30 protein-coding genes are annotated in these 26,264 nt (G+C 70.0%); 14 read left to right on the forward strand and 16 right to left on the reverse strand.

The window, feature by feature from the left end; genetic code table 11:
- The gene (locus PQV94_RS00925) at positions 1-1,365 is read right to left on the reverse strand and encodes a glucose-6-phosphate dehydrogenase (protein ID WP_274286935.1); all 1,365 of its coding nucleotides are present in this window, start codon (positions 1,363-1,365) and stop codon (positions 1-3) included.
- Positions 1,366-1,441: 76 nt separating this feature from the next.
- Between PQV94_RS00925 and PQV94_RS00930 the strand changes: the two genes are divergently transcribed.
- A complete protein-coding gene (locus tag PQV94_RS00930; RefSeq protein WP_274286936.1) occupies positions 1,442-3,235 on the forward strand; it encodes a glycoside hydrolase family 15 protein in 1,794 nt (597 codons plus the stop codon).
- A 104-nt stretch (positions 3,236-3,339) separates the two neighbouring features.
- On the opposite strand, the gene PQV94_RS00935 is transcribed toward PQV94_RS00930, so the two are convergent.
- The 4 genes from PQV94_RS00935 to PQV94_RS00950 all read right to left on the reverse strand — a co-directional run bounded on the left by PQV94_RS00935 (position 3,340) and on the right by PQV94_RS00950 (position 7,720).
- A complete protein-coding gene (locus PQV94_RS00935; RefSeq protein ID WP_274286937.1) occupies positions 3,340-4,461 on the reverse strand; it encodes an ABC transporter permease in 1,122 nt (373 codons plus the stop codon).
- Entirely contained in the window at positions 4,458-5,339 is an 882-nt protein-coding gene (locus PQV94_RS00940; RefSeq protein WP_274286938.1) for an ABC transporter ATP-binding protein, read from the reverse strand. The genes PQV94_RS00935 and PQV94_RS00940 overlap by 4 nt, the downstream gene beginning before the upstream one ends.
- Positions 5,340-5,819: 480 nt before the next feature.
- A complete protein-coding gene (locus PQV94_RS00945; protein ID WP_274286939.1) occupies positions 5,820-6,482 on the reverse strand; it encodes a response regulator in 663 nt (220 codons plus the stop codon).
- Positions 6,479-7,720, reverse strand: a complete 1,242-nt coding sequence (locus PQV94_RS00950; RefSeq protein WP_274286940.1) for a sensor histidine kinase — start codon at positions 7,718-7,720, stop codon at positions 6,479-6,481. The genes PQV94_RS00945 and PQV94_RS00950 overlap by 4 nt, the downstream gene beginning before the upstream one ends.
- Positions 7,721-7,849: 129 nt before the next feature.
- Here PQV94_RS00950 and PQV94_RS00955 point away from each other — a divergent pair, with 129 nt between their 5' ends.
- Entirely contained in the window at positions 7,850-8,251 is a 402-nt protein-coding gene (locus PQV94_RS00955) for a VOC family protein (protein WP_274286941.1), read from the forward strand.
- Positions 8,252-8,458: 207 nt separating this feature from the next.
- Here the strand turns inward: PQV94_RS00955 and PQV94_RS00960 are convergent, their stop codons facing one another.
- Positions 8,459-9,304, reverse strand: a complete 846-nt coding sequence (locus PQV94_RS00960) for an exodeoxyribonuclease III (protein WP_137418661.1) — start codon at positions 9,302-9,304, stop codon at positions 8,459-8,461.
- Positions 9,305-9,423: 119 nt separating this feature from the next.
- On the opposite strand from PQV94_RS00960, the gene PQV94_RS00965 reads away from it, so the two are divergent.
- Together PQV94_RS00965 and PQV94_RS00970 are read left to right on the forward strand one after the other, a co-directional pair.
- Entirely contained in the window at positions 9,424-9,906 is a 483-nt protein-coding gene (locus PQV94_RS00965; protein ID WP_274286942.1) for a hypothetical protein, read from the forward strand.
- A gap of 57 nt (positions 9,907-9,963) precedes the next feature.
- The gene (locus PQV94_RS00970; RefSeq protein WP_274286943.1) at positions 9,964-10,308 is read left to right on the forward strand and encodes a DUF4190 domain-containing protein; all 345 of its coding nucleotides are present in this window, start codon (positions 9,964-9,966) and stop codon (positions 10,306-10,308) included.
- A gap of 32 nt (positions 10,309-10,340) precedes the next feature.
- Here PQV94_RS00970 and PQV94_RS00975 read toward each other — a convergent pair whose 3' ends face one another.
- Positions 10,341-10,721, reverse strand: coding sequence for a GNAT family N-acetyltransferase (locus PQV94_RS00975; RefSeq protein WP_274286944.1), 381 nt, complete (start codon positions 10,719-10,721; stop codon positions 10,341-10,343).
- A 90-nt stretch (positions 10,722-10,811) separates the two neighbouring features.
- On the opposite strand from PQV94_RS00975, the gene PQV94_RS00980 reads away from it, so the two are divergent.
- The 5 genes from PQV94_RS00980 (at position 10,812) to PQV94_RS01000 (ending at position 12,957) form a co-directional block, all read left to right on the forward strand.
- Positions 10,812-11,237, forward strand: coding sequence for a hypothetical protein (locus PQV94_RS00980; RefSeq protein ID WP_274286945.1), 426 nt, complete (start codon positions 10,812-10,814; stop codon positions 11,235-11,237).
- Between the two features lie 12 nt (positions 11,238-11,249).
- Positions 11,250-11,738: a hypothetical protein gene (locus PQV94_RS00985; protein WP_274286946.1), complete on the forward strand. Its 489-nt coding sequence runs from the start codon at positions 11,250-11,252 to the stop codon at positions 11,736-11,738.
- A 50-nt stretch (positions 11,739-11,788) separates the two neighbouring features.
- Positions 11,789-12,367 carry an orotate phosphoribosyltransferase gene (gene pyrE, locus PQV94_RS00990; protein ID WP_243226451.1) on the forward strand — a complete coding sequence of 193 codons (579 nt, stop codon included), beginning with the start codon at positions 11,789-11,791 and terminating at the stop codon, positions 12,365-12,367.
- 103 nt (positions 12,368-12,470) lie between these two features.
- Positions 12,471-12,611, forward strand: coding sequence for a hypothetical protein (locus PQV94_RS00995; RefSeq protein WP_274286947.1), 141 nt, complete (start codon positions 12,471-12,473; stop codon positions 12,609-12,611).
- An 85-nt stretch (positions 12,612-12,696) separates the two neighbouring features.
- The gene (locus PQV94_RS01000; protein ID WP_274286948.1) at positions 12,697-12,957 is read left to right on the forward strand and encodes a hypothetical protein; all 261 of its coding nucleotides are present in this window, start codon (positions 12,697-12,699) and stop codon (positions 12,955-12,957) included.
- Positions 12,958-13,016: 59 nt separating this feature from the next.
- Here the strand turns inward: PQV94_RS01000 and PQV94_RS01005 are convergent, their stop codons facing one another.
- The 5 genes from PQV94_RS01005 to PQV94_RS01025 form a co-directional block, all read right to left on the reverse strand.
- Positions 13,017-14,216, reverse strand: a complete 1,200-nt coding sequence (locus tag PQV94_RS01005; protein WP_274286949.1) for an SGNH/GDSL hydrolase family protein — start codon at positions 14,214-14,216, stop codon at positions 13,017-13,019.
- Positions 14,213-15,001 (reverse strand): alpha/beta hydrolase family protein, encoded by a 789-nt coding sequence (locus PQV94_RS01010; protein ID WP_274288305.1) that lies wholly within the window; start codon positions 14,999-15,001, stop codon positions 14,213-14,215. Before PQV94_RS01010 ends, PQV94_RS01005 begins: the two co-directional genes overlap by 4 nt.
- A 24-nt stretch (positions 15,002-15,025) precedes the next feature.
- Positions 15,026-16,336, reverse strand: a complete 1,311-nt coding sequence (locus PQV94_RS01015; RefSeq protein ID WP_274286950.1) for an MFS transporter — start codon at positions 16,334-16,336, stop codon at positions 15,026-15,028.
- A 107-nt stretch (positions 16,337-16,443) separates the two neighbouring features.
- On the reverse strand, positions 16,444-17,520 hold the full coding sequence (locus PQV94_RS01020; RefSeq protein WP_274286951.1) for a LacI family DNA-binding transcriptional regulator: 1,077 nt from the start codon (positions 17,518-17,520) through the stop codon (positions 16,444-16,446).
- Positions 17,521-17,531: 11 nt separating this feature from the next.
- Entirely contained in the window at positions 17,532-18,341 is an 810-nt protein-coding gene (locus tag PQV94_RS01025; protein WP_274286952.1) for an HAD-IIA family hydrolase, read from the reverse strand.
- A 146-nt stretch (positions 18,342-18,487) separates the two neighbouring features.
- Here PQV94_RS01025 and PQV94_RS01030 point away from each other — a divergent pair, with 146 nt between their 5' ends.
- Positions 18,488-19,441, forward strand: coding sequence for an SDR family NAD(P)-dependent oxidoreductase (locus PQV94_RS01030; RefSeq protein ID WP_274286953.1), 954 nt, complete (start codon positions 18,488-18,490; stop codon positions 19,439-19,441).
- Positions 19,442-19,468: 27 nt separating this feature from the next.
- Here PQV94_RS01030 and PQV94_RS01035 read toward each other — a convergent pair whose 3' ends face one another.
- Positions 19,469-20,116 (reverse strand): metal-dependent transcriptional regulator, encoded by a 648-nt coding sequence (locus PQV94_RS01035; RefSeq protein ID WP_274286954.1) that lies wholly within the window; start codon positions 20,114-20,116, stop codon positions 19,469-19,471.
- A 9-nt stretch (positions 20,117-20,125) separates the two neighbouring features.
- A complete protein-coding gene (locus tag PQV94_RS01040) occupies positions 20,126-21,379 on the reverse strand; it encodes an Nramp family divalent metal transporter (protein ID WP_274286955.1) in 1,254 nt (417 codons plus the stop codon).
- A gap of 87 nt (positions 21,380-21,466) precedes the next feature.
- On the opposite strand from PQV94_RS01040, the gene PQV94_RS01045 reads away from it, so the two are divergent.
- Complete coding sequence (locus tag PQV94_RS01045) at positions 21,467-22,108, forward strand: TrmH family RNA methyltransferase (protein ID WP_274286956.1); 642 nt, start codon at positions 21,467-21,469, stop codon at positions 22,106-22,108.
- A gap of 62 nt (positions 22,109-22,170) precedes the next feature.
- Positions 22,171-22,596, forward strand: coding sequence for a VanZ family protein (locus PQV94_RS01050; protein ID WP_274286957.1), 426 nt, complete (start codon positions 22,171-22,173; stop codon positions 22,594-22,596).
- On the opposite strand, the gene PQV94_RS01055 is transcribed toward PQV94_RS01050, so the two are convergent.
- A complete protein-coding gene (locus PQV94_RS01055) occupies positions 22,581-23,654 on the reverse strand; it encodes a sensor histidine kinase (RefSeq protein WP_274286958.1) in 1,074 nt (357 codons plus the stop codon). The two genes, PQV94_RS01050 and PQV94_RS01055, sit on opposite strands and share 16 nt — an antisense overlap.
- Positions 23,651-24,310 carry a response regulator transcription factor gene (locus PQV94_RS01060; RefSeq protein WP_274286959.1) on the reverse strand — a complete coding sequence of 220 codons (660 nt, stop codon included), beginning with the start codon at positions 24,308-24,310 and terminating at the stop codon, positions 23,651-23,653. Before PQV94_RS01060 ends, PQV94_RS01055 begins: the two co-directional genes overlap by 4 nt.
- Positions 24,311-24,396: 86 nt before the next feature.
- Here PQV94_RS01060 and PQV94_RS01065 point away from each other — a divergent pair, with 86 nt between their 5' ends.
- Both PQV94_RS01065 and PQV94_RS01070 read left to right on the forward strand, forming a co-directional pair.
- On the forward strand, positions 24,397-24,990 hold the full coding sequence (locus tag PQV94_RS01065; RefSeq protein ID WP_274286960.1) for a M15 family metallopeptidase: 594 nt from the start codon (positions 24,397-24,399) through the stop codon (positions 24,988-24,990).
- A 213-nt stretch (positions 24,991-25,203) separates the two neighbouring features.
- Entirely contained in the window at positions 25,204-26,133 is a 930-nt protein-coding gene (locus PQV94_RS01070; RefSeq protein WP_274286961.1) for a G5 domain-containing protein, read from the forward strand.
- Positions 26,134-26,264: the final 131 nt, after the last annotated feature.

Below are 26,264 nucleotides of genomic sequence, written 5' to 3' on the forward strand. Positions count from 1 at the left end.
TCAGGGCAGCTGCGGCCAGGCGGCAGGGCCGGTCGATCCTGCCGGGTACTCGTCCAGCGGCGTCTCGCCGCGTCGCCACGCGTCCAGCACCGGCTGCACGATGCGCCAGCACTGCTCGGCCGCGTCGCCGCGGACGGCGAGAGCCGCATCCTGGTCGAGGATGCTGGAGAGCACCTCGCTGTAGGCGAGGAGTGCGCCGTCGCCGAGCGTCACCTCCACGTCCTCCCGCACGAGTGAGAAGGGCTCCTCGTTGCCGTTGACGTTCAGGCCGAGCGAGATCTTGTCGGGACCGAGCGAGAACCGCAGGGTGGACCCGGGAGCATGTCCGGTGAAGCCGGCCGGCAGATGGCGCACCGGCCGGAACGTCAGCACGATCTCGGTGTCCTTGCGTCCGAGTGCCTTGCCCGAGCGCAGGGTGAAGGGCACGCCCTCCCACCGTGCCGTGCGAACCTCGAGGGTGACCTCCGCGAGCGTCTCGGTCTGGCGCGCGGGGTCGACCCCCTGCTCATCGGCGTAGGCGGGAAGCTCTTCGTCGCCGACCGTGCCGGCCGTGTAGCGGGCGCGGCGGGCGGAGCGCACGGCGTTGTCCTCCCACAGCGATGTGGCCCGCAGCACCGCCGCGGTCGCATCCCGCAGGTCCGTCTCGTGCAGTGTCGCCGGGGGCTCCATCGCCACGATCGCCATCACCTGCAGCAGGTGGCTCTGGATCATGTCGATCAGGGCACCCGCCTGGTCGTAGTAGCCCGCGCGGTCCTCGAGCCCCAGCGTCTCGTCGAAGCGGATGACGACGGACTCGACGTCCTCGGCAGACCAGGCCGGCTCGAACAGCCGGTTGGCGAAGCGCAGGCCCAGTACGTTGAGCACGGTGGAGCGGCCGAGGAAGTGATCGACGCGGAAGATCTGGTTCTCCGGCACCACCCGGCGCAAGGTCTCGTTCAGCGACCGGGCGCTCGCCTCATCCGTGCCGAAGGGCTTCTCGAGTGCGAGCGTGAGCCCTTCGGGCACATCCATGCCCGCCAACTGCTCGCAGGCTGCCTCGGCGACCTGCGGCGGGACGGCGAAGTAGAACACCGGGCGACCCTCGACCGCATCCAGCACGCGCTTCAGGTCGTCGGCGTCGGTCGGGTCGGCCACGATGTAGCGCGCGTCCGCGACGAGACGATCCACCGCCTCGCCGTGCCCCTCGCCGACCCCCGCCTTCAGCAGGTCGCGCCACTGTGTGTCGCTGAGCTTGCGGCGGGCGGCGCCGAGCAGGTGCACGGTGCGTCCGGGTTCTCGATCCAGCAGCTGGGCGAGAGCGGGAAGCAGCAGCCGGGAGGTGAGGTCGCCGGTCGCGCCGAAGATGACGAGCGTGGTGTCGGTCACGCAGGCCACGTTAGTCCCCGCTATGAGTTGCCGCGCCGGACGCGGCGAAGGCTTGACGACGCGGCATGATCGGAGCATGAGCGTCCCGATCGAGGACTACGCCGTCCTCAGCGACTGCCGCACCGCCGCCCTGGTCTCGCGCGAGGGCAGTATCGACTGGTTCTGCGCGCCGCGGTTCGACTCCGCATCCGTCTTCGCCGCGATCCTCGGCGAGAACGAGCAGGGCGCGTGGCATCTGCGGCCGGAGGATACGGATGCGGTGGCCAGCCGGCGCTACGACGGCGACACCTTCGTGCTGGTGACCCGGTGGGAGAGCGCGACCGGCGTCGCCGAGGTGCACGACTTCCTGCCCATCGACGGGGGACGCGTCGACATCGTGCGCCGCATCGTCGGCATCAGCGGCACCGTCGAGTTCACGACGCATCTGCGCATCCGCTTCGACTACGCGCGCGCGATCCCCTGGGTGCGTCAGGTGGGGGATGCGGCGGCGCCCGCCCTCCACGCGATCGCCGGCCCCGACGCGCTCATCGTCCGCGGCGTCGCGCTCACCCCGCACGGACGCGCGCACCGCGGGCGCGTGAGCGTCGCCTCGGGCGAGACGGCCGACCTCGTCGCGACCTGGAACCCTTCCTACCTGCCCACGCCCGCACCGCTGGACGTGGATGCGGCGCTCGAGCGCACGCGAAGCTGGTGGACCGGCTTCGCCGCATCCATCGATCACGACGGACCGCATCGCGACGAGGTCGTGCGCTCCCTGCTCGTCCTGCGGGCACTCAGTCACCAGGACACCGGCGGGATCGTGGCGGCGGTCACCACCTCGCTTCCGGAACAGATCGGGGGAGAGCGCAACTGGGACTACCGGTACGTGTGGCTCAGGGATGCGGCCCTCACGCTCGAGGCGCTCGTCGCGCACGGGTTCCTCGAGGTCGCCGAGCAGTGGCGGTCCTGGCTCATCCGCGCGATCGCGGGAGACCCGCGCCAGATGCAGATCATGTACGGCGTCGCGGGGGAGCGCGACCTGCCGGAGCGCCAGCTCACGAGCCTGCCCGGCTACGAGGGATCGGCGCCGGTGCGGGTGGGAAACGGTGCGGTGAACCAGTACCAGGCCGACGTGGTGGGTGAGGTCATGGTCTCCCTCGAGGCGGCTCGCGTCGCCGGGGTGCCCGACGATCCGCTGGCATGGGCCCTGCAGCGCGCCCTTCTCGACGGTGTCGAGGCGCGCATCGACGAGCCCGACAACGGCATCTGGGAGGTGCGCGGCGATCCGCAGCGCTTCACCCAGTCGCGCGCGATGATGTGGGCCGCCTTCGACCGCGGCGTGCGGGCCGTGCGCACGTATGGGCAGCAGGGACCCGTCGAGAAGTGGGAGGCCCTGCGCGACCGGCTGCGCGACGAGATCGACACCCATGGGGTGGATGCGGCATCCGGAGCGTTCGTGCAGCATTACGGCTCGACGGAGGTCGACGCCTCCCTCCTGCTGCTGCCGCAGGTGGGCTTCTGCGAACCGGACGATCCGCGCATGCTCGCCACGGTCGCCCGCATCGAGGCGGAGCTGATGCCCGACGGGCTCGTCAACCGCTACCGCACGCAGACGGGCGTGGATGGGCTGGCCGGCGGGGAGCATCCGTTCATCGCCTGCACGTTCTGGCTCGTGGAGCAGTACGCCCGCATGGGCCGGGTCGACGACGCGCGGGCGCTCATGGACCGCGCCTGCGCCACGGCCAACGATCTTGGGCTCTTCTCCGAGGAGTACGACCCGACGGCTCGTCGCCAGATCGGCAACACGCCCCAGGCGCTGTCGCACCTCGCCCAGGTGCGAGCGGCCGATGCGATGGGCGGGCACGGCGGCCGCGCCGCCCACCGCACCTGAGGCCGCGTTTCTCAACCCGCGAGACTGCATTTCCGTCACGAGATCACGGGGTTTACCCGCACTCTCGTGACGGAAATGCAGTCTCGGTGCGACGAAACGCGGGGTCAGCTGCGCGCGAGCGCCTCCGACAGCTTCACGCGTGCCCCCATCCGCAGCAGCGAGCGGCTGTAGATGCGCGAGCCGACCCAGATCGCCAGGACGCACGTGATCGCCAGCACGACGAGCGACACCAGCGGCTCCCACCACATCGCGCCGCCCAGGTAGAGGCGCAGCGGCATCGCGACCGGAGCCGAGAACGGCACGTACGACATGATCGTCAGCACGAGCTGGTTGTCGTTGAAGAAGATGACCAGGAAGTACGGCAGCATCACGAGCATCGTCAGGGGCGCGGTGGTCGAACCGATGTCCTCCATGCGCGACACCATGGCGCCGGCCGCGGCGAACAACGCCGCCAGCAGGATGAAGCCGAGCAGGAAGAAGATCGCGAACCACACGATGGGTCCGCCGAGACCCGTGAGCACGAGGTCCTGCCCCGTCACCGAGAGCCCCACGATCGCGATCGCCGCGAGCACCACGATCTGACCCATCGCGAGGATCGTGTTGCCGATGATCTTGCCGGCCATGAGAGCCCGCACCGGGATGGCGGAGATCAGCAGCTCGACCACGCGGGTCTGCTTCTCCTCGACGACCGACTGCGCGATCGTGCCGCCGAAGGTGGACGCGGCGAGCAGGAACACGAGGCCGAATCCGAGGGCCACGAAGTACCGCAGCAGGAAGTCGGTGCTCGCCGGCTCCAGCAGGTGCACCGGCGGAGACTGGCTCAGGATCGGAAGCAGCCCGGAAGGCAGATCGTCCTTGCCCACGACGGTGTAGTCGAACGCGCTGGAAGCAGCCGCATCCGGAACGTCCGCGGTGGGAACGAGAGCCGCCTCGACGGTGCCGTCGGTGACCAGTGCCATCGCGGCGTCGGAGGAGTCCGCATCCGTCACGTCGAGCCCTGCGACACCCGAGACGACGGATGCGGTCGCCGGCGTCACGGCCACCTTGATGCCGCTCGTGTCGCTCGCCGTGAACCCGCCCCAGACGACCGCGCCGAGGGCGAGCACGAAGAGGATGACGGTGGAGATCACGAACGGCTTGCTGCGCAGCTTGGAGCCGATCTCGCGCTCGGCGACCAGCCAGACGCTCTGTGCGGTCGTCGGGGCTGCGGGGATTTTCGCGTTCATCGGATGACCTCCCGGAAGATCTGCGTGAGTGTGGGGCGCTGCGGCGAGAACGAGTCGACGTCTCCGGCCGCCGCCGCGCGGGAGAGGACGGCTCGGGCGACCTCGGGGGACGCCTCGAACACGGCCTCACCGCCGGCGAGCTCGACGACGGTGACCTCGGGCACGTCGCGCAGCCAGCCCAGGTCGCCGCCGGTGACGAGCTCGAAGCGCGGTGAGCTGAACTCGGCGCGGAGCTGCTCTCGGCCGCCCGCCGCGCGGATCGTGCCGCCCGCGATGATCACGAGGTCATCGCAGAGGCGCTCGACGACGTCGAGCTGGTGGGACGAGAACAGCACGGCGACGCCCGCCGCGGCGCGCTCGGCGAGCACTCCCGCGACGACCTCGACCGCGAGCGGGTCGAGACCCGAGAACGGCTCGTCGAGGATGAGCACCTCGGGGTCGTGCACGAGGGCCGCCGCGATCTGCGCGCGCTGCTGGTTTCCGAGTGAGAGAGTCTCGACCGTGTCGCCGAGGCGCTCGCCGAGCCCGAGGCGGTCCAGCAGCTTCTCGGCGTTCGCGGTGGCCGCGGCCTTGCTGTAGCCGTGGAGGCGGGCGAGATAGGCGATGTGCTCGCCGACCTTCATCTTGGGGTACAGGCCGCGCTCCTCGGGCATGTAGCCGAAGCGACGACGGTCTTCGCTCGTGATGGGCGTGCCGTCGATCTCGACCGTGCCCGCATCCGCCGCGAGCACACCCAGCGCGATGCGCATGGTCGTGGTCTTGCCGGCGCCGTTGCCGCCGACGAAACCGGTGAGTCGGCCGTTCTCGACGGTGAACCCGACATCGTCGAGCACCCGGCGTGTGCCGTAGTTCTTTGTCACTCCTGACAGGCGCAGCATGCGTCCTCCTTGGTCCGTGCTCCGACGTTACGTCCGCGGCGTCCCCGCTCGCCTCCCTCCCGGGGCGGGTTCGTGTGCTCCCCCTTCCGGTGGAGTGTCCGTGTGGCTCGTGGGACCCGGCGCGGGTCGACGCGGCGGAGTGGCGCGACATCTGCACGACCCGTGGGGCAGGAGTGACCTGTCGGGGCGAATGGGGCGGCGCCGGGGCGATCCGCCGTGCAGATGTCGCTCTACCCGGTCGGTGCGATCCCGCATCCGGCCGGTCGGATGCCGTACTTGCGATGGGAGCGATGCCGCACCCGGGGTCGGGAGGTGCCGTGTTCGAGGCGCGTAGAGCCGGGGGTCCCTGCGCGGCGGTCGCAACCGCGACAGAAATGCGCACCGGCGACAGAGATCAACAGGCGCATCTGCGCAGAAGTGGCGCATCTGCGCAGATGCGACGCAACTCGGGCAGAGAGAGGATGCGGGGGCGGGGCGGGGTCAGGCCAGGCCGTGGCGGTGGGCCAGGACGACCGCCTGCACACGATCGCGGGCGCCGAGCTTGGCCAGCACGTTCGAGACATGGGTCTTCACCGTCGCCTCGCCGATGTACAGCCGGTCGGCGATCTCGCCGTTGGACAGCGCATCCGCCATGAGGCGGAGCACCTCCTCCTCCCGCTCGGTCAGCGGACTCGACACCGGCAGTGGATCCGGAGCGGATGCGGACACCGTGGGGTTCGCGAAACGGGCGATGACGCGGCGGGTCACCTCAGGGGCGAGCAGCGCATCGCCGGCGGCGACCACCCGCACCGCGGCCGTGAGCTCCTCGGGCCCGGCATTCTTCAGCAGGAACCCGCTGGCACCCGCATCCAGGGCGGCGAACAGATAGTCGTCGCGGTCGAAGGTGGTCACCACGAGCACGGCCGAGGGGATGTCGGGATCGGCGATGATCCGCCTCGTCGCCTCCAGCCCGTCGAGGTCGGGCATCTGCACGTCCATGCACACGACGTCGGGTCGCAGTGCCCTGGCCTGCGCGATCGCCTCGGCGCCTGTGCCCGCCTCGCCCACGACCTCGATGCGATCGTCGAGGGTCAGGATGGTGCGAAAGCCCGCTCGCATCATGGCGTGGTCGTCGGCGAGGACGACCCGGATGCGGCCGCTCACCGGGCGTCCACCGCGACGAGAGGCGTGAGGGGAACGCGCACGCGCACCACGAATCCTCCGCTGGATCGGGGCGTCGCCTCGATCGTGCCCCCGGATGCGGCGGCGCGCTCCCGCATCCCGATCAGGCCCATTCCGGGAGTGACCTCGGCGACCGGACGCCCGGTGTTAGCAACCTCGAGCTCGACGCCCTCGGGGGCGTAGCGCAGGCGGACATCCGCCCGCGCGCCGGGTCCGGCGTGACGGCGTGCGTTGGTGAGCGCCTCCTGTGCGATCCGGTACAGGTTGACCTGCACCGTGTCCGGCACGTCGCGCTCCTCGCCGATGATGCGCAACTCGGAGGCGAGCCCGGCGTCGCTCGCCTCGGCGACGAGCTTCTCGAGGCCTTCGAGGCCGACGGATGTCTCCTCGGCCTGGTCGCCGGGGGTCCGCAGCGTCTCGAGCAGGTGGCGCAGCTCGCTCAGCGCCGAGCGCGCCGAGTCCTCCACACGGGCCAGCGTCTCGCCCGCGGCCTGCGGGTCCTTGCCCATCATCATGCGCGCCGCGCCCGCCTGCACGCCCATGAGGGAGACGTGGTGGGCGACGACGTCGTGGAGCTCGCGGGCGAGCCTCACCCGCTCCAGCGCCACCGCCTGCTCGGCGCTGCGCTCACGCTCACGCTCGAGCTCGGCGGTGCGCTGCTCGAGCAGAATGCGCTGTTGTCTGCTCGCCCAGGTGCGCTCGCCGAAGAGGTAGGCGCCGCCGAAATAGAGCGCGTTGATGAGCAGGGTCAGCAGCATCGAGGCGACGTAGGGCGAGAAGGCGCCCGCGCGCGAGAACCCGTCCTGGTCGATGTCGGCCGTGGAGTCGACGAACATCGTGACGAGCAGCCAGACGGCCATCCCGGCGATGATGCCGACGCGCGTCCACATCGCCCGCCGGCGGTTCGGCGACCAGGCGCCCACCGTGTAGATGGCGATGAACATGGCGATGTTGCCCGCGTAGATCTCGGGGATGCGCAGGGTCACGGCCGCGAAGTACGCCGCACAGACGATCACGGCCACGATCGCAGGCCAGCGCCGCCGTACCGCGAGCGGGACGGCGAGCACGAACGCGTAGGCGACGGCGGCGGCCATCGAGCCCTGGTGCTCGCCGTAGATGCCGGCGACGGAGGAGAGCGCAGCGCTGATCAGCGCGCCGATGCACAGGGCGGCGGCCAGCAGGAGATCACCGCGCTGTTGCGCGGGCGTGAGCGGCAGCATCCTTCCAACCTAGAGCGGACCATCGGATGCGGCATCCCCCGTCAGACGGAGACCATTGACGCTTCAGGGCGCCGGTGCGAGCATCCACCCAGAGCGTGGCGACCGGCCTCGCCGATCGAAGGGCACGGCATGGCCTCCACCAGCGTCTTCATCAACCTGGTCACCACCGATCTCGAGCGCAGCAAGGCCTTCTACCGGGCGCTCGGCTGCGACATCAACCCCGACTTCACCGACGAGAACGCGGCCTGCGTGGTGTGGGACGAGAACATCTTCTTCATGGTCCTGATGTGGGACTTCTTCGCGGCGTACACCGACAAGCCGATCGCCGACCCGCGCACGAGCGCGCAGGTGTCGGTCTCGTTCGCGCTCGACTCGCGTGAAGCGGTGGACGCGATCGTCGAACGCGGGATCGCCGCCGGGGGCACCGCGCCGAAGGGGCCGCAGGAGTACGGATCGATGTACTCGCGCGATCTGGACGACCCCGACGGCAACTCCCTCGGCTTCCTCCACCTCGCCGACGACGCCGTCTGACTGTTCCCCTGTCGCAGCTCTCCACCTGTTCGAGGGACGCGTGATGTCGTCTTCGGGCCCCGGACGCGACGTTTCGGGTCCCTTCAAGAGGGGAGGGTTCTGTTCGAGGGACGCGTGATGTCGTCTCCGGGCCCCGGACGCGACGTTTCGGGTCCCTTCAACAGGGGAGGGTTCTGTTCGAGGGACGCGTGATGTCGCCTCGGGCGGTCAGCCGAAGATCATGGGGCGGTCGTCGTCGTCCTCGTCGCCCGCGAAGTCCAGGTCGACCACGACGGGGACGTGATCGCTGGGGATCTCGCCCTTGCGCTCGTCGCGGTGGATGGCCGCGCCTGCGACGGCATCCGCGAAGGCGTGCGAGCCGAGGATGAAGTCGATGCGCAGGCCCTCGTTGCGGGGGAAGCGCAGCTGCTTGTAGTCCCAGTACGTGTAGCCGGTGGGCACGAGCGGGCGGACGGTGTCGCTGAGGCCCGCATCCAACAGGGCACGGAACGCCTCGCGCTCGGGCGGCGAGACGTGCGTGGTGACGCCCTCGACGACGGTCGGATCGCCGTTATCGGCATCGGTCGGTGCGATGTTGAAGTCGCCGACGAGGGCGAGGGGCAGATCGGGGTTCGCCGCGAGGGTCTCGCGGGTGTAGCCGGTCAGCGCCGCGAGCCAGTCGAGCTTGTAGAGGTAGTGCGGGTCGTCGAGTCCTCGGCCGTTGGGAACGTACAGGCTCCACACGCGCACGCCGTCGATGGTCGCGCCGATGGCGCGGGCCTCCTGCGGGAGGTCGGGCCCCTCGTGCCCCTTCAGGAATCCGGGCATACCGGGAAAGGCCGTCTCGACCTCGGTGATCGGCTCGCGGCTGGCGATCGCGACACCGTTCCACTGGTTCAGGCCGTGCGCGACCACGTGATAGCCGGCCTCCTCGAAGGCCGCGTACGGGAACTGCTCCGGCTTGCACTTGATCTCCTGCATGGCCAGCACGTCGATGTTCTCGCGGACGCAGAACTCCACGGTGCGAACGACGCGTGCGCGGATCGAGTTGACGTTCCAGGTGGCCAGGCGCATGCCTCCAGCCTAGAACCCGGGCCCGACGCCGCACGCCTGAGGCCGATGAACTGTACACCTTTGGACTGGTTGTCCACAGCGGTGGATCGCGCCTGACGCCGGCGGGGTATCTTCCTGGCATGCGCACGCCACTTGCCGAGCTGCTCACTCGCGTCGACGAGCTGAACTCACCCGATTCACCGTTTGTGTTCCGCGCCGTCGGCGACCGCATCCAGGGCTCATGGGACATCGCCCACGTGCAGTACGTCGCTCTCCTGGGCGCCGGACAGATCGACGATGCGTACTCCATTGAGGTGACGTTCGACGAAGACGCGGGCACGTTCGACACGGACGAGACCCAGACGAGGTCGAAGACGTCCGGCGGGTTCTCGACCGACGGGTCGTTCCACTTCGGGGGGAGCACCTCCACGTTCAAGGGCACGCAGTCACGGATGACGCGCAGCTTCGTCGCCGGCACCCGCGTCACGACGCCCGAAGGTGAAGGCACCTCCGCCAGCTGGTCCTTCGACACGGACCGCATCAAGCAGCCCCTCTTCGACTTTCTCGCGGCTAACGGCTGGGAGAAGAAGAAGGGGTTCTTCGGTCGCCTCTTCGGCGGCTGATCCCGCACTCCCCCCCCTCGAACCCCCGAAAAGTCGAACCCCGAATAGAGGATCATCATGACCCAGCCCATGCCCCCCATGTCCCAGCCGCCGCAGCAGCCCGTGGCTGCCCCGAACGGCTCGTACCCCGGCAAGACCCTCGGAATCGTGGGTCTGATCGTCTCGTTCTTCGCGAGCCTGATCGGCCTGATCCTCTCGATCGTCGCCTACTCGCAGTCGAAGAAGGCCGGCTACAAGAACACGCCGGCACTCATCGGCATCATCCTCGGTGCCGTGTTCCTGGTGATCGGCATCATCGTCGCGATCATCCTCGGCACCGTCTTCGCTGGCCTCATCGCGCAGTGCGCCGATCTCGGGCCGGGAACGCACTACGTCGACGGCGTCACCTACACCTGCTCCTGAGCGGCGCGACCTCGCCTGAGCGCCGCGGTGCCTCAGGCGAGGTCCATTCCGGGTGCGTCAGCGGGTCGCGGTGTGAAGCCGTTGCGCTCGTAGAAGGCGGTCCGGCCGCGGGCGGCGAACAGCTGCACGTCCTCGACTCCCCGCCGCCGTGACTCCTCGACGAGCGCATCGAGGATCAGGGCTCCCGCACCGTGCCCCCGCGCCTCGGCCGCCACGATGAGCTCGGTGACGAAGGCATGCAGCACGCCGTCGCTGATGAGGCGGCCCATGCCCACGAGCGCGCCCGCGTCGTCGCGCGCCGAGCACACGACCCAGCTGCCGGCCAGCGCCGTACCCAGCTCCTGCGTCGTGCGCTCGCCCCATCCGGTGCTCGCGTAGAGGGCGGCGAACTCGTCGGCAGTGGGCGGTGTCATGGTGAGGTGCACCATCGGACGCTATCGCGCCCGTGTTAGTCCCGGCGCGCACGGGGTCGGGTGCAGTGCGCTGCGGCGTAGGTTGCGCCCATGACGGTGCCTCGTGCCCTTCGCATCGCCCTGTTGGTCGTGGCGGGGTTCAACCTCGCCTCGGCGGTGGCGGGGATGATCGGGCTGACCGTGGGCGGCGGCATGGGCCTGCCGCTCGAGTGGCTCGACGGCACGCCCTTCGCCTCGTACGTCTGGCCCGGTGTCATCCTCGGCGTCGTCGTCGGCGGGATGCAGGCGCTCGCCGTCATCGCCCAGTACCGCCGGTACGCCCTGGTCTGGGGGCTGCACGTGGCGGCGGGGCTCGTGATGATGATCTGGATCTTCGTCGAGCTGGCGATGCTGCTGGTCTGGTCGCCGCTGCACGGCATCTACTTCGTCACCGGGCTGCTGCAGACCGTGCTCGCGGTGCTGGCGCTCGGTGCGTGGCCGCGTCCGTTCCTCTCGCGCACCGCCGTGAGGCCCTGAGACACTGGCAGCGTGCGAGCCGAACCGAGGGTGCTCTGGACGCTGCTGGAGGCGTTGGACGATCCCGCCCACATCGAGACGCCGGCTGGTTTCGACCGGGCGGCCGCGCGGCGCGCTTTCGTCGAGCTGACCGAGCGACTGTCCGACGCCTTCGAGGCGGAGTGCGCGGCCGATCTGCACGTGCAGGATGCCAGCTTCCATGCCCAGGTCGTCGTCCCTGCTGAGGCTACGGCGACCGGGCAGCGCTTCGTGGTGCGGGTCTCCAACTTCGGCATGCTCGCCGTCATGGCCCTCGAGAACCCGGGTGTGCACGGTGATGAGGAGTTCAGGGCGCGAGCCGATCCTCACGATGTCGAGCGGATCGCGGCGTGTCTGGATGCTGGCGGATACGTCCTCGTTCCCGAGGAGCCGCTCTGGACGCCGTATCGTGGCGCGATTGCGCGACGTGTTTTCGGCAGAGGCGAGCCGACGTGGTGGGACCGGTACTTCGACTACCTGTAACGGGTCCCCGTCCTCACGGCGCATCCGCGTGCGCCTCTAGACTCAATGGTGTGACCGCGGCATCCACTCCCGAGCTCGAATCCGACCGCCAGGCGCTCATCGCGCTCATTGGCGCAGAGGCCGTCTTCCACGGCGATTTCACCCTCTCGAGCGGCAAGAAGGCGTCGTACTACGTCGACATGCGCAAGCTGACGCTCGATCACCGGGCGGCTCCTGCGATCGGCCGGATCATGCTCGATCTGATCCGCGACGTGGACGGCGTGGTCGCCGTCGGCGGGCTCACCCTCGGCGCGGATCCCATCGCCAACGCGGTCATGCACGAGTCGGTGCACGCGGGCACGCCGCTCGACGCGTTCGTCGTGCGCAAGGAGCCCAAGGACCACGGCCGCGGTCGGCAGATCGAGGGCGCGGATGTGGCGGGCAAGCGCGTCGTGGTCGTCGAGGACACCTCCACGACCGGACAGTCCGCGCTCAAGGCCGTCGAGGCGTTGCGCCGCGAGGGCGCTGAGCCCGTCGCCGTCGCCGTCATCGTCGATCGCAAGACCGGAGCGCAGGCCGCCGTCGAGGCCGAGGGTCTGCAGTGGCTCGCCGCGATCGACCTCGACGATCTGGGTCTTCCGGCTCAGTGATGGCTGACGCCCGCATCCGCAATTCAGGAGATCTCCGTTCTGCAGGACGGATGCGGCGCAATCGTCCTGTTGACGGGATTTCTCCTGCAGGGCGGTGCTGACGGTGGATGATCGCACCCTCATGCTGCTGGTCGCGCTGGTGATCACGGCGGGTGCGCTGGTGACGTTCGTCCTGCAGCTCATCCGTTTCCTGCGCCGCGAGCGTGACGATCGAGACGACGACAGGGAGCCGCGCGACGGCTGACGCGCGGCTCAGCTGTGGATAATCTCTGCGCGGGCTGTGCGACGCGTGGCACCCTTCCGGGACACCCCCCGGAAAGGACACGCACATGAAGAAGAGCACCCGCCTGGCCGCAACGATCCTCGCCGCCGCGACCCTCACCGGAGCCGGTGCCGCCGCAGCCGCCCCCGCCTTCGCGGCCGACAACAGGGTCACCCTGTACGGCTTCCCCACGAAGGGCATCTGTCAGGTCGTCGAGCAGGCGACCGGCTGGGCCATCAACGCTTCCGGCCACCAGGTCTACGCCGGCGACGCCTGCGGCTATTGGGGCCCCGACAAGCTCTACGGCTTCAGCATGCTCTACAACTGATTCCCGACGTGAAGGAGACCCCCGGCGCCATACGTGCCGGGGGTCTCCTTCGTTCTGTCTCAGCCGAGACAGGCGCGGGGAGCGAGTCCGGCGGCGCCGAACACCGCGTCGGCGAAGCGGCGACCCATCTGCGCGTAGAGCTCGGTATCGGGATGCAGATTGTCGGGCAACGGATGCACGGCGTGGTCGTCGGGGCCGTAGAGCGATAGCCCATCGAGGTAGTGGATCGCCTCGCCGGCATTGGCGCGTGACGCCGCGACCGCCGCGATCTGACGCCGCGATTCCGTCATGGTGAGCGCGCCCCGACTCACATCCGCCGGGTCGCCCCCGGTGAAGCAGCGCACCCTCCCGTCGTCGAGGAAGTCCACGTCGGCAGGCCCGGGGACGTCCTCGCTGTCGGGCCAGAGGATGGAGGAGACCAGCACGATCGGAGTCCGCGGGTGCCCGATCCGGATGCGGTCGATGAATCCGTGCAGTGCGGGCGTGAAAGTGCGCTGGTCCATCGCTCTGGCGCCAACGATGTTCACTCCCACCTTGAGGGAGATCACGTCCGCGGGTGTCGCGGCGATCGCGTCGGCGACGAACGGGTCGAGCATGCACTGACCCCCGAAGCCGAGGTTCACCAGCTCGAGATCGGCTTGCCTCGCCGCGGTCACGGGCCAGGCGCCGGTCGGCAGCGCAGTCTCCACGCAGTGGCTGATGGAGCTGCCGTGATGAACCCACACCGGACGATCGGAGGGCTCAGCGGCGGCGACCGCAGCATCCGCCTCGATTTCGAGCAGTTCCACCGTCATCCCCTGCGGAAGCCAGACGACCACGGTCTTCGTGCCTTCGGGCAGTGAGAACTCGACCAGCGAAGACGGAGCGAGACTCTCCTCCGACGCTCCGTTATGGGCGAAGCTGACGGTGCGGATCGCGTCGACGGGGGCCATCACCTCTCCGACGATGTCGCCGTCGATCTCGGCGACGAAGGCGTTGTGTGGGCCGAGCAGGTCGTCGAACCGGAGGCGGGTGCAGCGCACGCGCAGACCGAGCTGCGTCGCCGCGGTGACAACGCTCACGCGCACTCCTGCCGCGTTGCTCGTGATGGCCTTGAGCACTTCGCCGTTCGGCGGGAAGTGTGGCCAGGCGCGCCGCGGCAGCCGGATCGGACGCACGCCGTTCTCGCGCACGGCTTCGAGGTGCCCCTGCAGGAGGACGCTGCCGCCGGGGAGCGACACGATCTCGCCGTGCGCGGCGGAAGGGGTCGAGGTGCTCATGCCGCGCCCCTTCCGCAGTGTTCGACGAGGAACGATCGGGTGCGTCCGATCACGGTGTCGCGTTGCGGAAGCTGCGCCCATCCGTGATCTGCTCCGGGGACGACGACCAGTTCTGCGCGGTCGCCGAAGACATCGCCTGCCGTGTACCGCTCGGCATAGGAGACGGGGATGAAGTCGTCGGTGCCGTGCAGGAGCAGCACGGGGCCACCGTAGCCGCGGGCGCTGCCGTAGACATCGAAGGTGCGCGCGTCGTCGCGCATCGCCGGGCCCATCCGCATCCCGAGGAAATCGAAGAAGCCCTCGGTGTCGAGCGCCTCCAAAGACCTGCCCTGGATGAATCCGGAGCGGATCTCATCGACGAACAGCGCGGCCGTCGACCACATCGTCAGCGACCGCACCCGCCGGCCCGCCCGCGCTGCCACCGCGGAGGCGATCACCGCGCCCATGCTCATGCCCACCAGGTGCACGTTCTCGGCGTCCACGAGATCGAGTTCGGCGATCGCTTCCAGCACGATGCCCGCCTGACGGATGTCCCCGGTGGCGGTCGTATCGAAGAAGTCGCCGTCGCTCTCGCCGTGGCCGGCGCGGTCGTAGGCGACCACGCCGATGCCCGCATCCGTCAGCGCCCGCGCGAGCGCGACGAACACTCCCGTGGTCTCGACGCGTGAGCCGCCGAATCCATGCAGGAGCACGGCGGTCGGATGGGGGCCGTCGCCGGCGGGCAGGTAGTGCGAGCCGCGCAGGAGGAGCCCCTCCACCCGGGTCTGAAAAGGTTCGACGGTCATGGATGTCACGGTCTGATCCTCTGCTCAGCGCGCGGATGACGGAACGGCGGGCACGACGGTGAGCAGCTCGTCTTCGACATCGAACTGGTTGCGGACGTTTCGGCGGAACCCGATCCAGCCGATCAGGAAGCCCGCTGCCGCCACGACGGCCACGCCGACGTATACGGCCTGCGGGTTGAGGGCTAGCAGGGCCGGCGTCACGACGTTCAGCCCGGCAGTCGCGAACCGTGCGACGGCATAGATGGTGCCCTGAGCGGTGGCGCGGAGCATGGTGGGGAAGGACTCCTGTGTCCAGACCTTCATGATCGTCTCGAAGCAGAAGGCGCCGGCGAAGGTGGAGACCACGACCGAGATGATGAGCGCGGGCAGTGTGAAACCGAAGAAGACGGGCACGAGGTTGGCCAGGACGACGGCGATCGAGCCGGCCACGAAGTAGCTCATCCGGAACTTCGTGTCGGCCACCGCCATGAACCACAGCGCGCCGAAGATGGCGGCGGGCATCGCGAGAAGCGTCCACTGCTGGTACTCGTTGACCGGGATTCCCGCCACATTGACCGCGACGAAGGTTCCGAAGCTTCCGGCGATGCTGATCGCGAGCGAGGCGAGGGTGTAGTACACCAGCAGCGTCACGAACGGGCGGCGGTAGGGCTGGGCGCCGAAGTCGCGAAGGCGCGCCCGCTCGGCACGAACTGTGTGGACGCCAGCGGCCTTCTCTGCGCGTGCTGTCGACCAGGCCGAGGACTCGGGGATGGTCAGGCGCAGTGCGAGGACGGCGAGCCCGACGATGCCGAACGCCCCGAACATGATGTGCCCGCCGGTGGGTCCCAACGCTCCGAAGAAGATGCCGATGAGCACGGACATCAGGATGCCGAAGCCGCCCAGCAGGTTGGAGAACACGATGATCTTGCCGCGGTTGCGGTCGTCGGCAGCCTCGGCGATGGTGGCGAGCGCCACGGGGAGGTCGGCGCCGACGCCGAGCCCGATGAGGGCGATGCCCGGCACCAGCACGGCCGTCGAGAGCCCGAGGAACGGGGTCAGTGCGCCCAGGACGATGAGCGCCATCGTGGCGAGAAAGACGCTGCGGCGCCCGAAGCGGTCACCCAGGCGCCCACCCAGCAGAGACCCGATGGCGACGCCGGCGGTGAGGACGCCGGTGAGCAGACCGACCTCGTCGGGGCTCAGCCCGGGCGTGCCGGGCCCGGTGGACTGGAAGAGCACGAGGGCGACGCTGATGCCGGTTGTTGCTGCGGCGTCGACGAACGTGGCCATCCCGCAGACGAAACCGACCCACCATGCGTGGGGGGTACGCCCGGGTGCGCTCGCGATAGCGGACATCTTCATACTCCTTCGTATGACGTTCGGCGGAGGGATGCGGGTCATCCCGCGATGATGCTATATCGATTTAGCTGAAATGTGAAGTGAGCGTTCGAAACGGCACGTCATCATCGGCCCGGGACGGCGACGGAGGCGCCGCTGCGCAGCGGCATCCGCACGAGAACCGGTGAGGGGTCACCGGACGGAGCATGCAGCAATCGTGCCGCGCGTCGGCCCAGCTCCTCCTGAGGGAGTGCGAGCGTGGTCAGCTCGGGCTCGACCATGAGGGCCAGCTGGCTGCCGTCGAAGCCGACGATCGAGACATCGCGCGGGACCTCGAGCCCCGCCGCACGCAGAGCCTGATACGCGCCCACCGCCACCGCGTCGTTCACGCAGATGAGGGCCGTAGGGCGTGCGCCGCTCGACAGCAGGTCCGCGACCGCGGCGCGACCGTCGACCGCGTCCCAGTCCTCAGCGATCGGTACCTCTCCGGCCAGGGCCAGCCCGTCCTGTGACAGACGCTCCGCGATGCCCCCCAGACGCTGGGTCAGAGCGAGCGGGTTCCAGTCATGCCACGCGTGACCGCCGGTTCGCCCGGGAGCGAGGGTGCCCACGAACCAGATGTGGCGGTCGTGGCCGGCCGCCCGCAGGAGCTCGGCGGCATCGAAACCTGCGCGTCGTTCGTCGGGGACCACGGCGGGAACCGTATCCGCCTCCTTGCTGACGCAGTTGAGCAGAACGAGCGGCACCGAGCGCAGGAGTGGTGACAGCGCGACTTCGCGCGTGAACATCGAGGCGTAGATGACGCCGTCGATGTGGCGACCGATGAGGCTATGCAGCAGCTGCTCCTCGAGTTCCGGTTCGCCCTGCGTGTCGACCGTGAACAGCAGCGTGTCCTGCCGTCGCAGTTCCTCGAGCGCGCCGCGCACCATCGAATTGGCGAACGACGTGCTGGCGACGAAGTCGGAGACGAGCGCGACGGTGCCCGAGCGCCCGGTGCGCAGGGTCTTGGCCGTCATGTTCGGCCGGTATCCCAACTCGTCCGCCGCTCGGCGGACACGCTCGAAGGTCTCCGCCGACAGCCGCTGGTCGGTGCGGCCGTTCATGACGAACGAGACTGCCGAGGGGGAGACTCCGGCATGCGCGGCGACCTGGGCGAGCGTCACGCGGCGCCCGCTGCCCTCGCGCGGGCGACCGCTCGTCACGAGATGACCTCTCAGATGCCCTCGGGCATCTCCGACTCGACGGGCTCGCGGGCGATGAGCTCCGCCACCGAGGTGAGCACCTCGTCGGGGCGGAACGGGTAGCGCTCGATCTCGGCCGGGTCGCTGATGCCGGTCATGACCAGCACGGTGTGCAGGCCCGCCTCGATGCCAGCGACGACGTCGGTGTCCATGCGGTCGCCGATCATGCCGGTGTTCTCGGAGTGCGCGCCGATGCGGTTGAGCGCGGAGCGGAACATCATCGGGTTCGGCTTGCCCACCACGTACGGCTCCTTGCCGGTGGCCTTCGTGATCATCGCGGCGAACGACCCCGTCGCCGGCACGATGCCGTTCGGAGTGGGGCCCGTCGCATCCGGGTTGGTCACGATGAACCGCGCACCCGCGTTGATGAAGCGGATGGCCTGCGTGATCGCCTCGAACGAGTACTGGCGCGTCTCGCCGACGACGACGTAGTCGGGCTGCGTCTCGGTCATGACGACGCCCGCCTCGTGCAGCGCGGTCGTGAGCCCCGCCTCGCCGATGACGAAGGCCGAGCTGCCGGGCATCTGCGACTTCAGGAACTCCGCTGTCGCAAGCGCCGAGGTCCAGATGCGCTCCTCGGGCACGTCGAGCCCAGAACGCTTCAGGCGCGCACTCAGATCGCGAGGGGTGAAGATCGGGTTGTTCGTGAGCACCAGGAAGGGGGTGCCGGTGTCGCGCCACTGCGCGAGCAGTTCGGCGGCGCCCGGGATCGCCTGGTTGTCGTGCACCAGCACGCCGTCCATGTCGGTCAGCCAGCATTCGATGTCATCGCGCGTGCGCATGGCCTCAGCCTAGGGCTCCCGCGGGCGGTATCCGAGCGCGCGGAGCCAGGTCATAGCGGCGTCCGAGGGCTGGCCAGGCTACCGGGCTGCGAAGGACCGCTCAAGAGTGCGCGGGGCGGCACGCGCGGCGCACTAGGGTCGTACGCGTGAGCGCTCGCGAGGCGGATTGGGATCCGCGCCGGCTGCCCGACCTGACGGGTCGGACCTACCTGGTGACGGGCTCGAACGCGGGCCTCGGGTACTTCGCCAGCGAGCAGCTCGTGAACGCCGGCGCGCGCGTCATCATGACCGGCCGCAACCCCAACCGGCTCGCCGCCGCCCGCGCCGCCGTGTCGGCACGCCTGCCCCATGCGACGGGCTCCGCCGAGACGCTGCTGCTGGACACGAGCAACCTCGGCTCGGTGCGCGCTGCGGCCGCCACGGTCCGGCAGCGCGGGCGCCTCGACGGCCTGCTGCTGAACGCGGGGATCGTGCATCCGCCGGCGCAACGCGAGACCACGCGGGACGGCAATGAGCTCGTGCTCGCCACCAACGCGCTCGGCCACTTCGCCCTGGCGGGCGCACTGCTGACGACGCTCGCCGCCCGCCGCGGCCGGATGGTGTGGCTCGGCAGCATGTCGACGTCGATCTCGAAGTACGACCCCGTCGATCCGCAGCTCGTCGAGCGCTACTCGCCGTGGCGCGCGTACGTGCAGTCGAAGGCCGTCACCACGGTCGTCGGGCTCGAGGCGGACCGCCGCCTGCGCGAGGCCCGCGTTCCCGTGACGAGCGTGATCGCCCACCCCGGCTACTCCACGAGCGGCCGCACGGTCGGCATCCGGGGTGTCAACGAGCCGTCGCGCTGGGGCCGGTTCCTCGACAATCTGCAGGCTCCCGTCACGCAGTCCAAGGAGGCCGGTGCCTGGGCGCTCGTTCGCGCGCTCGTCGACCCCGAGGTCGAGGGCGGGCAGATGTGGGGGCCCGGTCGCATCGTCACGGGTCAGCCCCGGGCCGCGAAGCCCACGCCGTTCCTGCGGGAGCGGGCGATCGGCGAGCGGCTGTGGCTCATGTGCGAGGCGGCCACGCGGATGCGGTGGCCCTTCGAGGCGGCGCGCCGCTGACCGCGGCGGGCGCCGCATCCGACCGCGTCAGGCGGAGAGCCAGATCGCGTCGTGCGCGGCCGGCGGGATGCTGATCTCGGTGCCGTCCACGCGGACGCGCAGGGCAGGAGCGGGCTCGAGCACCTCCACGCGGTGGTCCACGTCGAGCCCCCGGCGTTCGAGTTCGCGCAGCAGGTCGGGGTCGCGGTCGTTGACGCGCAGCACGCGACCCACGTGCCCCGCCTGCGCGTCTGCGAGCAGCACGAACGGCACGCGCTCGACCTGACCGAACACGTCCGGGATGGCATCGCCGTGGGGATCGAAACGAGGCCGACCGAGGCGTTCGTCGATGCGGTCGAGCAGTCGGTCGCTGAGGGCGTGCTCGAGGATCTCGGCCTCGTCGTGCACCTCGTCCCAGGTGTAGCCGTACTCGCGCACGAGCCACGTCTCGACGAGTCGGTGGCGACGGACGATCGCCGCGGCGCGCGCGAGGCCCTTCTCGGTCAGCGTGATCGGGCCGTACCGGCGGTGGCTCACGAGACCCGCAGCGGCGAGCTTCTGCACCATCTCGGTGACGCTCGACGGCGCGAGCCCCAGCTGTTGCGCGAGCTGCGAGGGCGTGATCCGCTCGTCCTGCCATTCCGTGTGCTGGTACACGACCTTCAGGTAGTCGTCGACGGCTGCGGATGTGGGCACCCCGTCAGGCTACCCGCCCGTGATGACGAGCCAGATGAGCAGCGCGTTGAGAGCCACCAGGAACACGGATGCGGCCGCTCCCGCGACCGTCGTGGCGATCCGGTTGCGGTACCGGCCGAGCAGACCGCGCTGCGCCGTCAACCAGACGAGGGGGATGAGGGCGAACGGGATTCCGAACGAGAGCACGACCTGGCTGAGCACCAGGGCGAGCGTCGGGTCGAGCCCGAGCCCCAGGATCACGAGGGCGGGGATGAGGGTCACGAGCCGCCGAGCCAGCAGCGGCACGCGCACGTGCAGCAGCCCCTTCATGATCTCGGAGCCGGCGTAGGCGCCGACCGAGGTCGAGGCCAGCCCGCTCGCGAGCAGGCCCACCGCGAAGAGCGTCGCGATGACGGGGCCGAGTCCCGCGGACAGCGCCGCGTACGCGCCCTCGAGCGAGTCGGTGCCGGGAACGCCTGCGAGGCTGGATGCGGCCAGCAGCAGCATGATGAGGTTCGTCGTGCCGGCGACGGCCATGGCGATCGTGACGTCCCACCGTGTGGCGCGCAGCAACCGGCGTTCGCGATCGGCGGGGGCGCCATCGGTCAGCGGGAAGCGGTCGCGCGCCAGCGAGGAGTGCGCGTAGATCGCGTGCGGCATGACGGTCGCGCCCAGGATGGATGCGGCCAGCAGCACCGAGTCGGTGCCCTCGAAGCGCGGCACGAGGCCCTGCACCAGGCCGCCCGCATCCGGCGGCGAGAAGATGATCCCGGTGCAGAAGCCGATCACGATGACGATGAGCATCGTGATGACGATGGTCTCGAAGGCGCGCGCGCCGCGGCGCGACTGCACCGTCAGCACGATCATCGACACGACACCAGTGATGACCCCGCCCCACAGGAGCGGGATGCCGAACAGCAGGTTGAGCGCGACCGCGCCGCCGATGACCTCGGCCACATCCGTCGCCATCGCCACGAGCTCGGCCTGCAGCCAGTAGAGCCGTCGGGCCCACGGACGGCGGATGCGGCGGCCGAGGAGGTCGGGCAGGCTCTGGCCGGTGACGATCCCGAGCTTCGCCGAGAGGTACTGGATCAGCCAGGCCATGAGGTTGCCGAGCACCACGACCCACACCAGCAGGTAACCGAACGTCGCGCCCGCGGTCATGTTCGCGGCGACGTTTCCCGGGTCGAGGTAAGCCACCCCGGCGACCAGCGCCGGCCCGAGCAGCCACGCCATCCGACGCGCGGGCGCCTGCGGCGGCGCGGCGGTCAGAGTTTTCGGCATGCCGAAACCGTACCTCATTTTTCGGCTGCCCGAAAAGTGTCCTTCCATCGAGTGAGAAGCAACGGCGGGCGCCGCTAGCCTGGATGGATGACGGATGCGGGTGAGCCCGAGGACACGACCGCGGACACCGCTCCCGAGCACGGCGTCGGGCCCTGGGAGGGGCCCTGGCCAGAGGATGCGCACTTCGATCCCGGCCTGCTCGCCGCGGGCGACCGCCGCAACGTGATCGATCGCTACCGCTACTGGCGCATGGAGGCGATCGTCGCCGATCTCGACGCCCACCGGCACGGCTTCCACGTGGCGATCGAGAACTGGCAGCACGACATGAACATCGGCTCGATCGTCCGCAGCGCCAACGCGTTCGCCGCCGCCGAAGTGCACATCATCGGTCGGCGTCGCTGGAACAAGCGCGGCGCCATGGTCACCGATCGCTATCAGCACCTGCGCCACCACGACGACGTCGCGGCGTTCGCGGCGTGGGCTGGCGCCGAGGAGATCCCCGTCATCGCCGTCGACAACGTGCCCGGCTCCGTCCCCGTGCAGGATGCGGAGCTTCCCGAACGCTGCGTGCTCGTGTTCGGCCAGGAGGGGCCCGGCCTCTCGCCCGAGGCCGTGGCGGCCGCATCCGGAGTCGTGGAGATCTCCCAGTACGGATCGACGCGGTCGATCAATGCGGCCGCCGCGGCCGCCGTCGTGATGTACGAGTGGTGTCGCCGCTGGGCGCGCTGAGACGCATACGCTCCCGCAACATGGCGTGACGTGGACTGTTCCTCCCGAACCTGGGAGGACCCATGCCTCACACCCGCATCTCACCCGCCCGTCTCGTCGCCGCCCTCGCGGCCGGCGCCGTCGTGGTGCTGCTGACCCTCGCGCCCTGGGCCTTCGTGCATCCGCTGCGGGGACGCGTCGTCTGGCTGCTGCAGGATCTTGCCGACCCCGTCATGACGTGGCTCCCGGGCGGGCCGGATCAGGTGCTCAACACCCTGCTGTTCATCCCGTTGGGCGCGACCATCGCGCTGCTTCTGCCGCGCCGCGCGTGGCTGCTCGCGATCGTCGCGGGCTTCGCGCTGTCGGCAGTGGTGGAGATCGCGCAGGAATCGATCCCCGGCCGCGTGCCGGATGCGGGCGACGTGCTCTGGAACACCTGCGGCGGGGCGATCGGTGTGATCGTGGTGAGCCTCATCCGCCTGCTCGGAGCGACTCAGCGCGGCAGATGAACCGTGACCTGCAGCCCGCCGGTGGGGCGCGCCGCGACGGCCAGTGTCGCCCCGTGGGCACGCACGATCGACGCGACGATCGCGAGTCCCAGACCGGCGCCGGAGCGACCCGGTGCGCCGCGGGTGCGGCCCGCGCCGCGCACGAAGGGCTCGGTCAGGGTCGCGGCGACCTCGGGCGTCAGCTGATCGCCGCCGTTCTCGACGATCAGCGCGCCCTCGCGCACGCGCACCAGCATCCATCCGTCGTCGACGTTGTGCACCACGGCGTTGCGCACGAGGTTGGCCGCGAGTCTCGCAAGGAGCGCCTCGTCGGCGGTGACGACGGAGGGACGCAGGTCGGTGTCGATGCGGATGCGGGCGGCCTCCGCATCCGCGCGGACGTCCGCCAGCGCCGTCTCGACGACCGCGGCCAGGTCCACGCGCTGGAGGGCGAGGGGTGCGCCGCGACCCACCCGCGCGAGCGTGAGCAGCGCCTCGGTCGCCTCGATCGCGCGGTCGTTCGTCTGGCCGATGCGGGACAGCGTCGTCTCGATGTCGCGTCCGGCGGGATCCGCCTGGGCCACCTCGACGAGCGTGCGGATGACGGCGTGCGGGGTGCGCAGCTCGTGCGAGGCGTTCGCAGCGAACCGGCGCTCTTCGTCGAGGGTGCGCTCGATGCGGTCGAGCATCGCGTCCAGGGTGTCGGCGAGTTCGGTCAGCTCGTCGCGGCGCCCGGGCAGCGCGACCCGGTGATCGAGGCGGCCGTCGCGCACCAGGGCGACCGCATCCGTCATCCGGCGCAGCGGACGCAGCACGATCCCCGCGAGGATCCAGCCGCCGACGAGGCCGAACAGCACGAGCGCGATGATCGCCCAGACCGCGTAGCGCGTGAACACTTCGAGGAGATTCGCGCGGTTGGGCGCCCAGTCGCCGTCGGTGCCGAACAGCGCGCCCTCGGGCACAAAACGCAGCACGAGGAGCCCGACGACCACCAGCGCGCCGCCGGCGACGATGAGGAAGCCGGCGTAGCTGAGCGCGAGCTTCAGACGGATCGAGACGCCCACGCGACGAGGCGTCACGGCAGCATCCGGTAGCCGACGCCCGGCACGGTCTCGATGACCCACGGTTCCCCGAGACGCTTGCGCAGCGTCGAGATCGTGATGCGCACGGCGTTCGTGAAGGGGTCGGCGTTCTCGTCCCACGCCCGTTCCAGGAGGTCCTCCGCGCTGACGACGCCGCCGTCGGCGCTCATCAGCACGTCGAGCACCGCGAACTGCTTGCGCGTGAGGGCGACGTAGCGCCCGTCGCGGAACACCTCGCGCCGAAAGCGGTCGAGGGTCACACCCGCGCGCTCGGACGTAGGAGGTGCAGCCGCGGCAGGGCGGCGCCCGAGCGCGCGCAACCGAAGCACGAGCTCGCGCAGGGCGAACGGCTTGGTGAGGTAGTCGTCGGCGCCGCTCGCGAAGCCGGTCTCCTTGTCGTCGAGACGGTCGGCGGCGGTGAGCATGAGGATGCGGGGAGCGGTTGCCGCGGCCGTGAGACGGCGTGCGATCTCGTCGCCGTTCGGGCCGGGGATGTCTCGGTCGAGCACGACGACGTCGTAGGAGTTGACGGCGAGCTGCTCAAGGGCCGTGTCGCCGTCACCGGCGATGTCGGCGGCGATCGCCTCGAGACGCAGCCCGTCGCGGATCGCCTCGGCGAGGAACAACTCGTCCTCGACGATCAGCACCCGCATGCGGCGAGTCTAGGTGGGGGCGCATATCGGGGGCATATCCGATTGTGCTGACACTGTGGCAACACGCATCCGCGTGGGATGTGGGCATGCACAGTTCCGTCGCACCCGCATCCGTTGTCGCTCCGGCCCGGCCGCACCGGCTCGTGTTCGCCGCGCTCGGTCTCGTCGCCGCGATCCTCGTGGTCGCCCTGGCCGGCGTGCTGCTGCGCGGGGCGCTGATCCCGGCCTCGCCGTTCGAGCCGAATGAGGCGAACGGCCTCATCCGGGGCGATCAGGCCGTCACCGTCGCCGACGAGAATCTGCCCGCCATCGCCGGGCTCGACGCGGGGCTGCGCAATGCGATGCGCGCCGCGACGGCCGACGCGGCGGGTGACGGAGTGGCGCTGCTGATCTCCAGCGGATGGCGCAGTGAGGCCTACCAGCGGTGGCTGCTGGGCGATGCCATTCGTTATTACGGCGACGAGGCGACCGCGCGTCGGTTCGTGGCGACCCCGGAGGCCTCGCAACATGTGACGGGTGACGCCGTCGACATCGGGCCCCTCGACGCGCAGCTCTGGCTCGGGGAGCACGGTGCGGCGCACGGCCTGTGCCAGACCTACGCCAACGAACGCTGGCACTTCGAGTTGGCGACGACTCCCGGCGGCATCTGCCCCGACATGCGCGCGGATGCCACATCCTGACGTGGGGGGGCATGACGGTGCGGTGCCGCCGGGTGCGACGCGCCGCCGAGCGAGCACCCGATTATCGAGCGAGCACTCGATCGCATGCTCGCTCGATGATCGGATGCTCACTGGGTGAGAACTCGCCGTTGCGAGAGAGGCGCGCATCTGCTTCAGTGAGCCTGGATCTCGCTGACTGGGGGTGAGGTCGGTTCTCACTTCTGGGGGAGTGTGATGGCGAACGAAGCCGGGTGGTTTCCCGACCCGAAGAACGGGAATCAGTGGCGCTGGTGGGACGGCCGGCAGTGGACGGATCGTGTGGCGCCCACGGGGAGTCCGGCAGCGCCGAAGCGGGATGCGAGCCGGTCCTGGCTCGGGGTGCCGGTGTGGGGCTGGGTGCTCGTCGCCGCCGCCCTCGTGACGCTGACGGTCGTCGTGCCGTGGCTGGTCGCGCTGGGCGCGCTGAGCGTCCTCGTGACGGGAATCGTCGCGATCGCAGCCGGAACGCCCACGTGGTTGCGGCTGCGCACACGCCGCATGGCCGTCGCCGTGGCGGGCGGCGCAGCCGTACTCGTTCTCGTGACGGGGACGGTAGCGGCCGCCACCAGCGTGGGCCGTTCTGTGGAGGTCAGCACGGTCGGAGCCGCCTCGTCGGCCAGCCCGACGCCTGAGCACACGACGACCCGTGCTCCGAGCCCGACCCCCACCCCGGTCACCACGACGCGCGACGAGAGCGTGACGGAGGCCATCCCCTTCGAGAGGACGACGGGAGAGGACCCATCGCTGACCCGTGGCGAGACGAGGGTGTCGGTGGCAGGAGCCGATGGCGAACTCACCCGCACGTTCCGCGTGACCCTCGTCGACGGCGTCGAGGTGAAGCGCGAGCAGATCGCAGAGACGGTGACGCGCGCCCCGGTCACCGAGGTGACGGTGGTCGGCACGTACGATCCGCCGGCTGCAGCACCGGCCCCGGCGGCCCCTGCCCCGGCACAGGGCGGTTGCGATCCGAACTACGCGGACGGATGCGTCCCGATCGCCTCCGACGTGGACTGCGCGGGTGGAAGCGGCAACGGGCCGGCGTACTTCTCCGGAACGGCGCGGGTCGTCGGATCGGACATCTACGACCTCGACCGTGACGGTGACGGGATCGCCTGCGACTCCTGAGCCCGCATCCCGAGTCCTCTGACGGGGCCGGTTGCCCGCATCCGGTCTCGTCGTCTGCGTGTCTCCCGTGCCCGTGTGTGTCTCTGGCCGCGTCTGTGTCCCAGTTGTGCACGTCTGGCGCGCCCCACCCG

It is taken from the genome of Microbacterium sp. Clip185, assembly GCF_028743715.1.
In the GTDB taxonomy this organism is placed as follows: domain Bacteria; phylum Actinomycetota; class Actinomycetes; order Actinomycetales; family Microbacteriaceae; genus Microbacterium.

What these genes read in the sequence shown, in the direction of transcription:
- PQV94_RS00930 (WP_274286936.1), top strand. Translation starts at nt 1,442, where the DNA reads ATGAGCGTCCCGATCGAGGACTACGCCGTCCTCAGCGACTGCCGCACC.
- PQV94_RS00935 (WP_274286937.1), bottom strand. Translation starts at nt 4,461, where the DNA reads ATGAACGCGAAAATCCCCGCAGCCCCGACGACCGCACAGAGCGTCTGG.
- PQV94_RS00940 (WP_274286938.1), bottom strand. Translation starts at nt 5,339, where the DNA reads ATGCTGCGCCTGTCAGGAGTGACAAAGAACTACGGCACACGCCGGGTG.
- PQV94_RS00950 (WP_274286940.1), bottom strand. Translation starts at nt 7,720, where the DNA reads ATGCTGCCGCTCACGCCCGCGCAACAGCGCGGTGATCTCCTGCTGGCC.
- PQV94_RS00955 (WP_274286941.1), top strand. Translation starts at nt 7,850, where the DNA reads ATGGCCTCCACCAGCGTCTTCATCAACCTGGTCACCACCGATCTCGAG.
- PQV94_RS00960 (WP_137418661.1), bottom strand. Translation starts at nt 9,304, where the DNA reads ATGCGCCTGGCCACCTGGAACGTCAACTCGATCCGCGCACGCGTCGTT.
- PQV94_RS00965 (WP_274286942.1), top strand. Translation starts at nt 9,424, where the DNA reads ATGCGCACGCCACTTGCCGAGCTGCTCACTCGCGTCGACGAGCTGAAC.
- PQV94_RS00970 (WP_274286943.1), top strand. Translation starts at nt 9,964, where the DNA reads ATGACCCAGCCCATGCCCCCCATGTCCCAGCCGCCGCAGCAGCCCGTG.
- PQV94_RS00975 (WP_274286944.1), bottom strand. Translation starts at nt 10,721, where the DNA reads ATGACACCGCCCACTGCCGACGAGTTCGCCGCCCTCTACGCGAGCACC.
- PQV94_RS00980 (WP_274286945.1), top strand. Translation starts at nt 10,812, where the DNA reads ATGACGGTGCCTCGTGCCCTTCGCATCGCCCTGTTGGTCGTGGCGGGG.
- PQV94_RS01000 (WP_274286948.1), top strand. Translation starts at nt 12,697, where the DNA reads ATGAAGAAGAGCACCCGCCTGGCCGCAACGATCCTCGCCGCCGCGACC.
- PQV94_RS01005 (WP_274286949.1), bottom strand. Translation starts at nt 14,216, where the DNA reads ATGAGCACCTCGACCCCTTCCGCCGCGCACGGCGAGATCGTGTCGCTC.
- PQV94_RS01010 (WP_274288305.1), bottom strand. Translation starts at nt 15,001, where the DNA reads ATGACCGTCGAACCTTTTCAGACCCGGGTGGAGGGGCTCCTCCTGCGC.
- PQV94_RS01015 (WP_274286950.1), bottom strand. Translation starts at nt 16,336, where the DNA reads ATGTCCGCTATCGCGAGCGCACCCGGGCGTACCCCCCACGCATGGTGG.
- PQV94_RS01025 (WP_274286952.1), bottom strand. Translation starts at nt 18,341, where the DNA reads ATGCGCACGCGCGATGACATCGAATGCTGGCTGACCGACATGGACGGC.
- PQV94_RS01040 (WP_274286955.1), bottom strand. Translation starts at nt 21,379, where the DNA reads ATGCCGAAAACTCTGACCGCCGCGCCGCCGCAGGCGCCCGCGCGTCGG.
- PQV94_RS01045 (WP_274286956.1), top strand. Translation starts at nt 21,467, where the DNA reads ATGACGGATGCGGGTGAGCCCGAGGACACGACCGCGGACACCGCTCCC.
- PQV94_RS01050 (WP_274286957.1), top strand. Translation starts at nt 22,171, where the DNA reads ATGCCTCACACCCGCATCTCACCCGCCCGTCTCGTCGCCGCCCTCGCG.
- PQV94_RS01060 (WP_274286959.1), bottom strand. Translation starts at nt 24,310, where the DNA reads ATGCGGGTGCTGATCGTCGAGGACGAGTTGTTCCTCGCCGAGGCGATC.
- PQV94_RS01065 (WP_274286960.1), top strand. Translation starts at nt 24,397, where the DNA reads ATGCACAGTTCCGTCGCACCCGCATCCGTTGTCGCTCCGGCCCGGCCG.
- PQV94_RS01070 (WP_274286961.1), top strand. Translation starts at nt 25,204, where the DNA reads ATGGCGAACGAAGCCGGGTGGTTTCCCGACCCGAAGAACGGGAATCAG.